Genomic DNA, 13,834 nt, shown 5'->3' on the forward strand with positions numbered 1-13,834 from the left:
CCCGTAACTCTAAGAAAAGACCACCGCGAATACAACGCGATAGGCTGTCAAGTGGCGGTTTTTTCATGTCGCCGCCGGACATGGGCCAAATATTGATCAGGCTTCGGCCAGCGCGGCGGCCTCGTCCACGTCCACGGATACCAGGCGGGAGCAACCCGGCTCATGCATGGTGACCCCCATCAACTGGTCCCCCATCTCCATGGCAATCTTGTTGTGGGTAATATAGATGAACTGCACCTGGGACGACATTTCCTTCACCATATTGGCGTAACGGCTCACATTGGCATCGTCCAGCGGCGCGTCCACCTCATCCAGCATACAGAACGGCGCCGGGTTGAGCTGGAAGATGGAGAATACCAGGGCAATGGCGGTCAGCGCCTTCTCGCCGCCGGACAGCAGGTGGATGGTGCTGTTCTTCTTGCCCGGCGGCCTGGCCATGATGGCAACACCGGTTTCCAGCAGGTCTTCCCCGGTCAGTTCCAGGTAGGCGTTACCGCCCCCGAACACCTTGGGGAACAGCGCCTGGAGGCCGCCGTTGACTTTGTCGAAGGTCTCCTTGAAGCGCTGCCGGGTTTCCCGGTCGATCCGGCGGATGGCGTTGTCGAGGGTTTCCAGCGCCTCCATCAGGTCTTCGTGCTGGCTGTCCAGATAGGTCTTGCGCTCGCTCTGTACCTGATATTCCTCGATGGCCGCCAGGTTGATGGCGCCCAGGCGCTGGATGCGGTTGCCGATCTTGTCCAGCTCCTCGCCCCAGGCCTGCTCGGTGGCCTCTTCCGGCAACTGTTCCAGGATATCCGCGAGCTTGACGTCCAGCTCCTGCAATTGCTCCAGGTGATTGGTGGCGCGAATCTCCAGGGCCTGGGATTCCATGCGCAGCTTCTCAAGCTGGCCACGGATATCCTGTGCCCGGTGTTCCGCCTGACTGCGGAACTGCTCTTTCTCACGCACATCCCGGTCGATTTCCTCCAGGGCGTCCCGGGCCACCGACAGCTTCTCTTCCTCCGCCAGCCGGCGATCCAACAGTCCTTCAAGCTGCATCTCCAGGTCCTCGATGGGTGCTTCCGCGCTCTCCCGGTTCTCACGCAGGATCTCCAGCCGTTCCTCAAGGCGCTGGTCCTGGAGCCTGGTCCTTTCCAGGGTTTGTTGCAGGCCATCCTGCTGGCTGGTCAGTGACTGGATCTGGAGCTGTAGCTGGTGGGCGTGGTCGCGGTCGCTACGGGCCTGATGGCGCAGGTGGTCCAGCCGTTCACGCAGGTCGTCCCGCTGCTCCAGCAGGCGCTCCTTTTCCGCCTCCGTGTCCTCGTTGGCCGCCAGGGACTGGTCCCAGGTGAGCCGGGCCTCTTCCAGTTCCTCCTGCTTCACCGCCCGCTGCTCGCGGATATCCGCCACGTCCTCATCAATCCGCTGCAAACGGTCGTTGATCTGCTCGGCCCGCGCCTTCAGGCCGCTGACCCGGGAGGTCAGCGACGACAGCTCGCCCTGGATATCGTTGGCGGTCTGCTGGGCCTGGTCCCGCTGCAACTCCGCATCCGAGGTTCGCTCCTGCAGGTCGTCGAGACGTTCCCGGGCCTCCGCCAGCCGGGTTTCCGCCTCGTCCAGGGCAGAGGCCAGTTCCTCCACCTTCTGCTGACGTTCGATAACGCCGGTGCGGGAACGGTCGGACTCCGGCATGCGCAGCCATCCACGACCAAGCCAGATGCCTTCGGGGGTAATCAGGGTTTCATGGTCACCAAGCCCCGGCTGTCGCTCCAGCGCTTCACGAAGGGTGTCCACGGTCTTCACCTGCCCCAGCCAGGGGGCAAGGCTGCTGCCGTTGCGGACCCTGGCAGCCAGGGAATCCGGTGCCATCTCCCCGGTTGCCGGGCCCTTTTCCACCAGGGCCACGCCACGGGGGGCGTCATCCAGCTGTTGGGCCAGCGCGTCGAGGCTGTCCACCTCGACCCCCTGCAGGAGATTCCCCAGGACTTCCTCCACGGCAAATTCCCAGCCCGTGTCGGTCTGCAACTGGCGGGCAATACGCGGGGCATTGGCTAGCCCGGCGCCGGAGAGCCATTGCTGCAGGGTATCGTCGTCCGCACCCAGTTGTTCGTCCAGCAGGGCCTGCTGGGATTCCAGGGACGCCCGCAGGGATTGGTCCCGCTGGCTCAGTTCGCTGACCTGCTGTTCCTGGTCCCGCAGGCGGGCCTTGAGGTCCTGCAGGCGGTCGGTTGTTTCCTCGATGGTGTCCGCGGCTTCCTCCCGGCGGAGATTCAGCTCGGTTTCCTGCTCCAGCAGTTCGTCCAGTTCGGTGCGATCGAGCTGATCATCCAAAAGGGCCTTTTCGTCCTCGAGCCGCCGCTGGCGGGTCAACAGGTTCTCGATTTCCTGCTCCAGGGTGCGGATGCGGTTCTGGGACAGCTCGGCTTCCCGCTTGGTGTCCGAGGAGCGGGCGCTGAAGGCTTCCCACTGGTGCTGCCAGTCACTCATGGCCTCTTCGGCGGACTGTAGCTGCATGGCGGACTCCTCCGCCTGGGCGGCGAGGGTTTCCTGTTCCGGTTCCAGGCCGGTCAGCTCGTCGCGGATGGCGGTGAGCTTATCGTCATCCTGGGCCAGTTCCCGGGCGATCTCGCTGCGGCTGGCCAGTGCCTGGTCAAGTTCCGTGGCCACCTGACGGCTGCGTTCACGCTGGTGTTCAAGGCTCTGTTCCACCCGGGCGATATCGGCCCCGGCCTCGTAGTATCGGGCCTGGTTGCGGTTGAACTCGTCGGTGCGCTGCTGGTGCTCGTCCCGCAGCTTTTCGAGGGAACTTTCAAGGTTCACCCGTTCAGTGAGGTGTTTCTCCAGTTCCAGCTCCGTTTCCTGCAACTGCTCCCGGCGCTGCTTCAGGTCGTCGTCCAGACCCTGCCATCGCAACACGGTCAGTTCGGCCTTGTACCGGCGCTCGGTGCCCTTGAGCTCCTTGTAGCGCTCCGCAGCCTGCGCCTGACGTTGCAGATGCTGGAGCTGGCGTTCAAGTTCATCCCGAAGGTCCGTCAGACGCTCGAGGTTTTCCTGGGTACGGCGGATGCGGTTCTCGGTTTCCCGACGGCGTTCCTTGTACTTTGAAATGCCCGCCGCTTCCTCGATGTAGACCCGCAGTTCCTCCGGCTTGGCCTCGATCAGCCGGGAGATCATGCCCTGTTCGATAATGGCGTAACTGCGCGGGCCCAGGCCGGTGCCCAGGAACAGGTCCGTGATATCCCGGCGGCGACACTTGGCACCGTTCATGAAATAGTCGGACTGGCCTTCCCGGGAGACACGACGGCGTACGGAAATCTCGTTGAAGCGGGCGAACTCACCGGGGGCGGAGCCGTCGGAGTTGTCGAAGATCAGTTCGATGGATGCCTGGCCCACAGGCTTGCGGGCGCTGGAACCATTGAAGATGACGTCCGCCATGGATTCGCCACGAAGGTACTTGGCGGAGCTCTCCCCCATGACCCAGCGGACCGCATCGATAATATTGGATTTGCCACAACCGTTCGGGCCGACCACAGCCGTCATGTTGGACGGAAACGGGACCGTGGTGGGGTCGACGAAGGACTTGAAACCCGCGAGTTTTATGGACTTCAGGCGCATGTTGTTCCGGATCTTCCCTAACGGCTTGGTGGCTGTCTGGCGCGCGTTACAAACGGTGCAGTTTACCACAGGGATGTGGTATGCCCAGTCCGACCGTATCGCATTTCCCTCCGGCAGGCGACGGCCCCGACAAAAATTTGCCGCTCAAGACTACGGTACTGAAATTGAGCTGGCTTCAGAGTGCCAACACACTGTTTCTTCCGGATATAAGACTAGTGGCATGTTATCTGCTTAATGCAGGAAAATTCTCGTAAAGGCACTAGCAATGGCAGGCAATAACCGCCCCTACCCCCATGCCCCGCAAACCCACCATGGCCGTCTGGCCGAACTACGCCAGGCGAGGCAGGCCTGGACCCAGGCCGAGGACCCGGTGGCCAGGCTCTATCGACGGAGCAGCACCACCCTGTCCCTGGAACACCTGTTGGGCATCTTCGCGGAGGAACTGGCAAGGGCGATTCCCTATGGGCAGCTCGTGTACCGCCACCGGCTGGGATGTCAGGATTTCGTCTACAGCACCGGCATGGGGGGATCCCATCGCTGCGATTACCAGTTGAACCTGGAGGGCGCCAACTATGGTTCCCTTGCGCTGACCCGTCGGCAGCGGTTCCATGAGGATGAACTGGAAATCATCGAATACCTGCTGGGTATCGTCATCTGCCCGTTACGCAATGCCTGCCAGTACGCGCTGGTGGAACAGGCGGCGCTGACCGACGCCCTCACCGGCATCCCCAACAAGCGGGCGCTGGATATGGCCCTGGCACGGGACTGCAGTATCGATGATCGCCACGGGGACCGCTTTACACTGATTCTCTGTGATCTTGACCATTTCAAGGAGGTCAACGACACCTACGGTCATGTGATTGGCGACCTGCTATTGCAGGCGTCCGCCGATGCCCTGAGGGAGGCCACCCGGGACGGTGACAGTATTTTCCGCTTTGGCGGGGAGGAATTCGCCATACTCCTGCCCCACACCGATTGCCGGGATGGCGAGGACGTGGCCGACAGGATTCGTGCCGCCATCAACAACGTCCGTATACCCTGTGGTGATCGTCAGGTACAGGTGACCGCCAGCGCCGGTGTTGCTTCCCACCGTCACGGCGAGACCCCCAACCAATGGGTGGCGCGGGCGGATGACGCCCTGTACCGCGCCAAGGATGCCGGCCGGAACTGCACCCGTATCGCTCATGTGGTGGGCAGCACCGGCACAGAAACGGTCTGAAGAGACGGCTTGCGGGTCAGGCGTTGCCGGGACCGTTGCGATGTCTGAAAGGTTTTCCCGGGGCCGGGGAACGTGCCGGTTTGTGACGCTGCCCGCCACTGTCATCCACCTGCCAGCGACGGGCACCCCCCGGTTTCTTGTTTCCTCTCGAGGGCGCCTTGCGGCGGCGCCGCTCCTGCTCGGCCTGCTCCCCGGGAGTCTTGGTGGGCACGTCAGACAGGGGCAGGTCAACCGACCGGCTCAGGTCATTGACCCCCTTCTGGTCCAACTCTTCCCAGCGCCCAACGGTCAGCCGGCTGGGCAGGAATACCGGTCCGTAACGCACACGCTTGAGGCGACTGACCCGAACGCCCTGTGACTCCCACAGGCGCCTGACCTCCCGGTTGCGCCCCTCCATCAGGGTCACGTGAAACCACTGGTTCTGGCCCTTGCCGCCTGCCGGGGAAATATCCGAGAAGGCTGCCACGCCATCCTCCAGCAGCACGCCGTCCAGAAGCCGCTGGATCATGGCATCGTCCACCGCACCGAAAATGCGGACGGCGTATTCCCGGTCTATCTCGCTGGACGGGTGCATCAGCCGGTTGGCCAGTTCACCGTCGGTGGTGAAGAGCATCAACCCGGTGGTATTGATATCCAGACGGCCGACACCGATCCAGCGCTGGTCCTTGAGCCTGGGCAGGCTGTCGAACACGGTCGGGCGGCCCTCCGGGTCATTGCGGGTGGTCACCTCACCCTCGGGCTTGTTGTAGACCAGTACACGCCGCACCACCGCATCGGCGGACCGGCTCTCCACCGGTTTGCCGTCGACGGCGATACGGTCGCTGGACAATGCCCTTTCGCCGGGCTGGGCCACCTGTCCGTTGACCGTCACCCGACCGTCCTGGATCCAGGCATCGACTTCCCGGCGGGAGCCAACACCGGCCCGGGACAGGAGTTTCTGTAGCCGTTCGGGCTGGTCGCCCGTGGCCGGGGTTGCCGTTCTGGACGGCCTGGGGGGGCGTTGCGACGCCATGGAACGATCCTTACTGGATTAGTGAAGTGTTGTGTTGCTGTCCGATTCGTCACCGGAACCCTGACTCCCGGCCGGCGCCGGGGTTTCGTCATCCCCGTCCGTCGGGGCGGCGTCCGTGGCTTCGAACTGGATCTCGGCCTGCATTTCCTGCTCGATCTCGCGGCCGATTTCCTCCAGGTCCCGGATCTCCGCCAGGGGAGGCAACTCCTCAAGGCTGGTCAGGTTGAAATAGTCCAGGAACTGGCGGGTAGTGGCATACATGGCCGGACGCCCGGGAACATCCTTGTGGCCCACCACCCGGACCCATTCTCGTTCCTGCAGCGTGCGGATGATATTGCTGCTTACCGTAACACCCCGGATATCCTCGATCTCGCCCCGGGTGATGGGTTGGCGATAGGCGATCAGGGCCAGGGTCTCCAGCAGTGCCCGGGAATAGCGCTGGGGCTTCTCCTCAAACAGGCGCCCTACCCACGGGGCATAGTCCTGGCGGACCTGGAAGCGATAGCCGCTGGCCACTCTGCGCAGTTCGAAACCGCGGTTGGCACAGGACTCATCCAGCAGCATGAGCACGTGTTCCATGATCTGGCGTGCCGGCCTTTCATGCTCCTCGAACAGGTCCCGCAACTGGTCAATGTTCAGGGGCCGTCCCGCTGACAGCAGTGCGGCTTCGACGATATTCTGCACTCGCTTGAGGTTTTCTTCATTCATGGACTGCGGCCTCAGTTACTGGTTCGCGCACGGACATGGATGGCCCCCAGGGTTTCCGCCTGCACGATCTCGATCAGTTCTTCCTTCACCAGCTCCAGCATGGCCAGGAAGGTCACCACCACGCCAAGCCGGCCTTCTTCCCGGGTGAACAGGCTCTCGAAGGCCATGAACCGGTCCGCCGGCAGCATTGCCAGGATCGATGACATGCGCTCACGGGTGGACAGCCGTTCCCGCTCCACATGGTGGCTGGTGAACAGATCCGCGCGCTGCAGCACCCCCTGCAGGGCCAGCAGCATGTCCCGTAGCTCCACCGGCGGGTGCACATCACTCCGGGGCAGCTCGGGCAGCGTGGCGGAGTTGGGGAAGGTATCCCGCTCCATCCGCGGCAGGTTGTCCACATCCTCGGCGGCCTTCTTGAAACGCTCGTACTGCTGGAGGCGCCGGATCAGTTCCGCCCTGGGGTCTTCCTCCTCGTCGTCTTCCGCTTCCTGGCGCGGCAGCAGCATCCGTGACTTGATCTCCGCCAGGGTGGCCGCCATCACGAGGTATTCCGCCGCCAGTTCGAACCGCATGGCTTCGACGGCGCTGATGTATTCCATGTACTGGCGGGTGATCTCGCTGACGTCGATATCGAGGATGTTCATGTTCTGGCGTCGGATCAGGTACAGCAGCAGGTCAAGGGGACCCTCGAAGGCCTCCAGGAAGACCGCCAGGGCGTCCGGCGGAATGTAGAGATCCTGGGGGATATCGGACAGGGGCTTGCCATCCACCCTGGCCACAGGGGGTTGCTCCGGTGGGGCGTCCGCCGCAGGCGCCTCCGGGATATCGTCAGAGCCGGTCACACGCTCAGTCAACTGTCACCCCCTGGTCCGGTCACCGGTATACCACACCCATGGCTTCACGGACTTCCTCCAGGGTATCCCTGGCGGCGTCCCGGGCCTGGTCGGCCCCCTCCATGATGATCGCATGGATCAGGTCCGGATTGGACTCGTATTCCATGGCCCGCTCATGCAGGGGCCGCTGTTCCTCGACAATGGCGTCAATCACCGGTTTCTTGCAGTCCAGGCAGCCAATACCGGCGCTGCGACAACCGGTCTGCACCCACTCGCGGGTGCTGTCGTCGGAATAGACCTTGTGGAATTCCCACACTGGGCATTTCTCCGGCTCCCCCGGATCGGTCCGGCGTACCCGCTGCGGATCCGTTGGCATGGTCCGGATTTTCTGTGCCACCGTGTCCGGGGCCTCCCGCAGGCCGATGTCATTGCCGTAGGACTTGGACATCTTCTGCCCGTCCAGGCCCGGCATCCTGGAGTATTCGGTCAGCAGCGGCTGGGGTTCCGGCAGCAGCACCTTACCGCCGCCTTCGATGTAACCGTAGAGGCGTTCACGATCCCCCAGGGAGATGTTCTGCTGTTCCCGCAGCAGTGCCCTGGCGGTCTCCAGCGCCTCCAGGTCACCCTCTTCCTGGTATCGGCGTTTGAGGGACCGGTACAGGCGGGCGTTCTTCTTGCCCATCTTGACGATGGCGGCTTCCGCCTGTTCCTCGAAGCCCGGTTCCCGGCCGTACAGGTGATTGAACCGGCGGGCGATTTCCCGGGCGATTTCCACGTGGGACACCTGGTCCGCGCCCACCGGAACCTTGCCCGCCCGGTAAAGCAGGATATCCGCGCTCTGCAGAAGTGGATACCCTAAAAATCCGTGAGTTGCGAGATCTTTTTCACGTAATTTCTCCTGTTGATCCTTGTAGCTGGGGGCCCGTTCAAGCCAGCCCAACGGGGTGATCATGGACAACAGGAGGTGGAGCTCTGCATGCTCGGGCACTGACGATTGCACAAACAGCGTGGAGGATCCCGGGTTTATCCCGGCCGCCAGCCAGTCGATAACCATTTCCCACACGTTCTCGCGAATATGGGACGGATCATCATAGCTGGTGGTCAACGCATGCCAGTCAGCCACGAAGAAGAAGCATTCGAATTCGTGCTGCAGCTTCACCCAGTTCCTGAGTACACCGTGATAATGCCCGAGATGCAGGCGACCGGTGGGCCGCATACCGGACAGCACCCGTTGCTGGGAATCAACAGAACCCAATGCACGAACTCCTTATGGTCACAATTGACCGGTCATGATAAATCAGTCCGCCCGGCGATGACAGAGATCACGACGCCCTTCGGCGCCCCGGAATGAAAAACCCCCGCTCCGGTCACACCGGGCGGGGGTTCTGTCTTCCATCGGTTGGCGCCCGTGGGCTTACCAGCCAGTGGCTTCCTTCAGGGCCTTGCCGATCTCGGCCAGGCTGCGCACGGTCTTCACACCGGCGTCCTGCAGGGCGGCAAACTTCTCGTCCGCGGTGCCCTTACCACCGGAAATGATGGCGCCGGCGTGACCCATCCGCTTGCCGGGAGGCGCGGTGACACCAGCGATATAGGACACCACCGGCTTGGTCACATTCTCCTTGATGTAGGCGGCGGCCTCTTCCTCGGCGGTACCACCGATTTCACCGATCATGACGATGGCCTCGGTTTCCGGATCTTCCTGCAGCAGCTTCAGGATATCGATGAAGCTGGAGCCAGGGATCGGGTCACCACCAATGCCCACACAGGTGGACTGGCCGTAGCCGAAGTCGGTGGTCTGCTTGACCGCTTCGTAGGTCAGGGTACCGGAACGGGATACGATGCCGACCTTGCCCTTCTGGTGGATATGACCGGGCATGATGCCGATCTTGCACTCGTCGGGGGTGATCACACCGGGGCAGTTCGGTCCAATCATGCGAGCGCCCTTCTTGTCGACATACTCCTTGGCGTACAGCATGTCGATGGTAGGGATGCCCTCGGTGATGCACACGATCAGCTGGATGCCAGCGTCGGCGGCTTCAATGATGGCGTCCTTGCAGAACGGCGCCGGTACGTAGATCACGGTGGCTTCCGCACCGGTCTTCTCTACGGCTTCGCGCACGGTATTGAACACCGGCAGGCCCAGGTGCTCGGTACCGCCCTTGCCCGGGCTGACGCCGCCAACCAGTTTGGTGCCGTACTCAAGCGCCTGCTCGGAGTGGAAGGTACCCTGGGCACCGGTAAAGCCCTGACAGATAACCTTGGTGTCTTTGTTGATCAGGATGCTCATTATTTACCCCCTGCGGCTTTAACGACCTGCTCTGCAGCATTGGACAGGCTGGTTGCGGCAATGATGTTGAGGCCGCTCTCTTCGAGGACCTTGGTACCCAGTTCAGCGTTGTTGCCTTCCAGGCGTACCACCACAGGAACCTTGACACCCACTTCCTTCACGGCACCAATGATACCCTCGGCGATCATGTCACAACGGACAATGCCACCGAAGATGTTGACCAGTACCGCCTGGACGTTGTCGTCGGACAGGATGATCTTGAACGCTTCGGAGACCCGCTCCTTGGTGGCACCGCCACCCACGTCCAGGAAGTTGGCGGGCTGGCCGCCGGACAGCTTGATGATGTCCATGGTGCCCATGGCCAGGCCGGCACCGTTAACCATGCAGCCGATGTTGCCATCGAGGGCCACGTAGTTGAGTTCCCAGTTGGCGGCTTCCGCTTCGCGGGCATCTTCCTGGGAGGGGTCGTGCATCTCCTGGATCTGCTTCTGGCGGTACAGCGCGTTGCCGTCCACGTTGATCTTGGCATCCAGGCAGTGCAGGTTGCCTTCGCTGGTGATAACCAGGGGGTTGATTTCCAGCAGCGCCAGATCCTTGTCTTCGAACAGCTTGGCCAGGCCCACGAAGATCTTGGCAAACTGGCCGATCTGCGGGCCTTTCAGACCCAGCTTGAAGGCCAGCTCACGGCCCTGGTACGGCTGCGCGCCAACCAGCGGGTCGATCTCGGCCTTGAGGATCTTCTCGGGAGTTTCCTCGGCCACGGTTTCAATTTCGACGCCACCCTCGGTGGATGCCATGAAGACAATGCGGCGGGTGGCACGGTCAACCACGGCTCCCAGATACAGCTCCTGATCGATATCGGTCAGGGACTCGACCAGAATCTTGCTGACCGGCTGGCCTTTCTCGTCGGTCTGGAAGGTCACCAGGTTCTTGCCCAGCCACTGCTCGGCAAAAGCCTTGATGTCGTCCTTGTTCTTCACCAGCTTGACGCCGCCAGCCTTGCCGCGACCACCGGCGTGAACCTGGGCCTTTACCACCCAGCCGTCACCGCCGATCTTGTCAGCAGCCGCAGCTGCCTCGTCAGGAGTATCACAGGCATAGCCCTTGGATACAGGCAGGCCGTATTCAGCAAACAGCTGCTTGGCCTGATATTCGTGCAAATTCATAGTCAAGTGTCCCGCTTTTTGATGGAGGATAACCACATACGGAAATGAACCCGCTGGAACCCATTGAAACCAGCCCGGGCACCAGGCACGGTCTGACTTCGATGCGCTCCGTCATGCGAATTCGCTTCGGCCCGCCGGGGATCGCCTCAGCGGGCCTAAACGCCGCTCCGGGCACGGTGTATTCTCACCGTATCGGGCCGACACCATTGCCCGCCCAGCCCGGAACGTGAGCGCTATTTCTTCTTGCGACGGTTGGCCTTGTGAATAGCGCCACCGTCGACCGCCAGGGCCGCTTCGTGCACGGATTCCGACAGGGTCGGGTGTGCGAAGCAGGTCAGCGCCAGGTCTTCGGCGCTGGAGCCGAATTCCATGGCAATCACACCCTGGGCCACGAGCTCGGATGCCTGGGGACCCACCACGTGGAAGCCCAGAATCCGGTCGGTCTTCTCGTCGGCAATGATCTTGACCATGCCGAACGGAGCGTTTGCGGCCATGGCACGGCCATTGGCAGAAAACGGGAAGGTACCCACCTTGTAGGCCTCACCTTCGGACTTCAGCTCTTCCTCGGTCTTACCGACCCAGGCCACCTCGGGAGAGGTATAGATGATGTTCGGGATGCAGTCATAGTTGACCGCAGGCTTGTGGCCGGCAATCCGCTCGGCGACCATGGCACCCTCTTCCGAGGCCTTGTGGGCCAGCATGGGGCCGCGCACCACATCGCCTACGGCCCAGACTCCGGGCACATCGGTCTTGCAGTGTTCATCCACATAGATAAAGCCACGCTCATCCATGTTGATGCCGGCATCGGCCGCCAGCAGGTTCTCGGTATTGGGGCGACGGCCAACGGCAACGATCAGCTTGTCGAATTTGAGCTGCTCCTTGTTCTTGCCATCTTCGTAGTCCACGTAGACCAGCTTGCGCTTCACCTCGGCCTTGGTCATGCGGGCGCCCAGCTTGATGTCCAGGCCCTGCTTCTTGAACTGCTTGAGGGCATCCTTCGCCACCTGCTGGTCCACCGCCGGCAGGAAGGTATCCATGGCCTCCAGCATGGTCACCTGGGAACCCAGGCGGGCCCATACGCTGCCCAGCTCAAGACCGATAACCCCGGCCCCGATCACGCCCAAGCGCTTGGGCACTTCATCGAATTCCAGCGCACCCTCGGAGTCCACGATGTAGTCACCGTCGAACGGCGCCGGCGGAATCTCGATGGGTTTGGAACCGCTGGCGAGGATCACGTTGTCGGCATCGTAGACCTTGGTGTTGCCATCCTTGTCGGTGACTTCCACCTGACGGTTGGCCAGCAGCTTGCCGTGGCCATGGATGGAGGTGACACCGTTGGACTTGAACAGGCCGGCAATACCGCCGGTAAACTGCTGGACGATACCGCCCTTGCGCTCCATCATCTTGCCGATATTGATCTTGAGATCGTTCAGCTCAATGCCCTGATCCGCATAGCCGTGCTGGGCCTCCTCGTATTTATGGGAGATTTCCAGCAGGGCCTTGGAAGGAATGCAGCCTACATTCAGGCAGGTACCACCCAGTACCTGCTGCTTGCCGTCCTCGGAAGTCCAGGACTCCACACAGGCCGTTTTCAGCCCCTGCTGGGCCGCTTTGATGGCGGCCACGTAACCACCAGGGCCCGCGCCAATGACAATGACATCGTACTTGTCAGACATGTTCTATCCCGTTATCTGGTGGAAGCCCCGGGGGCTGTCGCCTCCCGGGGCTCCGGAATGGGTTTGTGGTGTTCAGACGTCCAGCAGGATGCGGGTCGGATCCTCGATCATTTCCTTGATGGCCACAAGGAACTGCACCGCTTCCTTGCCGTCGATCATACGGTGGTCGTAAGACAGTGCCAGGTACATCATCGGCAGGATCTCGACCTGGCCGTTCACCGCCATCGGACGCTCCTGGATCTTGTGCATGCCCAGGATGGCAGTCTGCGGCGGATTCAGGATCGGGGTGGAGATCAGCGACCCGAAGATACCGCCGTTGGTGATGGTGAAAGTACCGCCGGTCATCTCGTCAATGCCCAGCTTGCCACCTTTCGCCTTCTGGCCGTATTCGACGATCTTCTTCTCGATATCCGCCAGGCCCATGCCATCCACATCACGGAGAACCGGAACCACCAGACCACGATCCGTGGATACGGCCACGCCGATATCCTGGTAACCATGGTAAACCATGTCATTGCCGTCGATGGAGGCATTCACCGCCGGGAAGCGCTTGAGGGCTTCCGTCGCAGCCCTGGCAAAGAAGGACATGAAGCCCAGCTTGATACCGTGGCGCTTTTCAAACGCTTCCTTGTATTCCTTGCGCAGCTCCATGACCGGCTTCATGTTCACCTCGTTGAAGGTGGTGAGCATGGCTGCATCGGTCTGAGCCTGCACCAGGCGCTTGGCGATGCTGGCTCGCAGACGGGTCATGGGAACACGTTTCTCCGGACGCTCGCCGGCGGGCAGCTCGGCGGCCGGAGTCGGCTGGGCCGCGGCAGGAGCACCACCGGAGGACTTGCCGCTGTCGATATGGGCCTGGACGTCTTCCTTGGTGACGCGGCCACCCTTTCCGGAACCCTTGATGCTGTCGGGGTCTACATTGTTCTCCTCGGCCAGCTTGCGGGCCGCCGGGCTCAGGATCGCCTCGCCGGACGTAGCCGGGGCGCTGTCGCCGGAAGACGCTGGCGCCTCCTGCTTGGCCGCGGATGTCTCTTCCTTGCCGGAGTCGCCCTTGTCCGCAGGCTTGCTTTCGCCGGCGGCACCTGCCTTGAACTTACCGATGACCTCACCGCTCTCAACGGTATCGCCCTCGTCCTTGACGATCTCTTCGATGACACCATCCGCGGGCGCAACCACTTCCAGAACCACCTTGTCGGTTTCGATGTCGACAATCAGTTCGTCACGTTCGCAGGCTTCACCGGGTTTCTTGTGCCAGGTCGCAACGGTACCCTCAGCGACCGATTCCGGGAAAACGGGGGCTTTAATTTCTGTTGACATTTCAAATCCTTACGTTTGGTAT

General features: G+C 62.0%; 10 protein-coding genes. 1 reads left to right on the top strand and 9 read right to left on the bottom strand.

Going from position 1 to position 13,834, the window contains the following annotated elements; translation table 11 throughout:
* Positions 1 to 96: 96 nt before the first annotated feature.
* On the bottom strand, positions 97 to 3,594 hold the full coding sequence (gene smc / locus ACJO3T_RS13085; RefSeq protein WP_406978731.1) for a chromosome segregation protein SMC: 3,498 nt from the start codon (positions 3,592 to 3,594) through the stop codon (positions 97 to 99).
* 265 nt (positions 3,595 to 3,859) lie between these two features.
* Between smc and ACJO3T_RS13090 the strand changes: the two genes are divergently transcribed.
* The gene (locus ACJO3T_RS13090; RefSeq protein ID WP_406978732.1) at positions 3,860 to 4,813 is read left to right on the top strand and encodes a GGDEF domain-containing protein; all 954 of its coding nucleotides are present in this window, start codon (positions 3,860 to 3,862) and stop codon (positions 4,811 to 4,813) included.
* 16 nt (positions 4,814 to 4,829) lie between these two features.
* Here the strand turns inward: ACJO3T_RS13090 and rluB are convergent, their stop codons facing one another.
* The 8 genes from rluB to odhB form a co-directional block, all read right to left on the bottom strand.
* Positions 4,830 to 5,825: a 23S rRNA pseudouridine(2605) synthase RluB gene (gene rluB, locus ACJO3T_RS13095; RefSeq protein ID WP_406978733.1), complete on the bottom strand. Its 996-nt coding sequence runs from the start codon at positions 5,823 to 5,825 to the stop codon at positions 4,830 to 4,832.
* An 18-nt stretch (positions 5,826 to 5,843) separates the two neighbouring features.
* Positions 5,844 to 6,533: an SMC-Scp complex subunit ScpB gene (gene scpB, locus ACJO3T_RS13100; RefSeq protein ID WP_406963029.1), complete on the bottom strand. Its 690-nt coding sequence runs from the start codon at positions 6,531 to 6,533 to the stop codon at positions 5,844 to 5,846.
* 11 nt (positions 6,534 to 6,544) lie between these two features.
* Positions 6,545 to 7,387: a segregation and condensation protein A gene (locus ACJO3T_RS13105; RefSeq protein WP_406963027.1), complete on the bottom strand. Its 843-nt coding sequence runs from the start codon at positions 7,385 to 7,387 to the stop codon at positions 6,545 to 6,547.
* Between the two features lie 19 nt (positions 7,388 to 7,406).
* Positions 7,407 to 8,621, bottom strand: coding sequence for a tryptophan--tRNA ligase (locus ACJO3T_RS13110; protein WP_406978734.1), 1,215 nt, complete (start codon positions 8,619 to 8,621; stop codon positions 7,407 to 7,409).
* 159 nt (positions 8,622 to 8,780) lie between these two features.
* Positions 8,781 to 9,653, bottom strand: a complete 873-nt coding sequence (gene sucD / locus ACJO3T_RS13115) for a succinate--CoA ligase subunit alpha (RefSeq protein ID WP_406978735.1) — start codon at positions 9,651 to 9,653, stop codon at positions 8,781 to 8,783.
* A complete protein-coding gene (gene sucC / locus ACJO3T_RS13120; protein WP_328189845.1) occupies positions 9,653 to 10,819 on the bottom strand; it encodes an ADP-forming succinate--CoA ligase subunit beta in 1,167 nt (388 codons plus the stop codon). The genes sucD and sucC overlap by 1 nt, the downstream gene beginning before the upstream one ends.
* A 233-nt stretch (positions 10,820 to 11,052) precedes the next feature.
* A complete protein-coding gene (gene lpdA, locus ACJO3T_RS13125) occupies positions 11,053 to 12,495 on the bottom strand; it encodes a dihydrolipoyl dehydrogenase (RefSeq protein WP_406963023.1) in 1,443 nt (480 codons plus the stop codon).
* Between the two features lie 72 nt (positions 12,496 to 12,567).
* Complete coding sequence (odhB, locus tag ACJO3T_RS13130; protein ID WP_406978736.1) at positions 12,568 to 13,812, bottom strand: 2-oxoglutarate dehydrogenase complex dihydrolipoyllysine-residue succinyltransferase; 1,245 nt, start codon at positions 13,810 to 13,812, stop codon at positions 12,568 to 12,570.
* Positions 13,813 to 13,834 lie beyond the last annotated feature (22 nt).

It is taken from the genome of Marinobacter shunpengi, from assembly GCF_045449715.1.
Lineage (GTDB): Bacteria > Pseudomonadota > Gammaproteobacteria > Pseudomonadales > Oleiphilaceae > Marinobacter.

Excerpts from the sequence above, each read along its gene's own strand:
- smc (WP_406978731.1), bottom strand. The coding sequence starts at position 3,594 with ATGCGCCTGAAGTCCATAAAACTCGCGGGTTTCAAGTCCTTCGTCGAC.
- ACJO3T_RS13090 (WP_406978732.1), top strand. The coding sequence starts at position 3,860 with ATGGCAGGCAATAACCGCCCCTACCCCCATGCCCCGCAAACCCACCAT.
- rluB (WP_406978733.1), bottom strand. The coding sequence starts at position 5,825 with ATGGCGTCGCAACGCCCCCCCAGGCCGTCCAGAACGGCAACCCCGGCC.
- scpB (WP_406963029.1), bottom strand. The coding sequence starts at position 6,533 with ATGAATGAAGAAAACCTCAAGCGAGTGCAGAATATCGTCGAAGCCGCA.
- sucD (WP_406978735.1), bottom strand. The coding sequence starts at position 9,653 with ATGAGCATCCTGATCAACAAAGACACCAAGGTTATCTGTCAGGGCTTT.
- sucC (WP_328189845.1), bottom strand. The coding sequence starts at position 10,819 with ATGAATTTGCACGAATATCAGGCCAAGCAGCTGTTTGCTGAATACGGC.
- lpdA (WP_406963023.1), bottom strand. The coding sequence starts at position 12,495 with ATGTCTGACAAGTACGATGTCATTGTCATTGGCGCGGGCCCTGGTGGT.
- odhB (WP_406978736.1), bottom strand. The coding sequence starts at position 13,812 with ATGTCAACAGAAATTAAAGCCCCCGTTTTCCCGGAATCGGTCGCTGAG.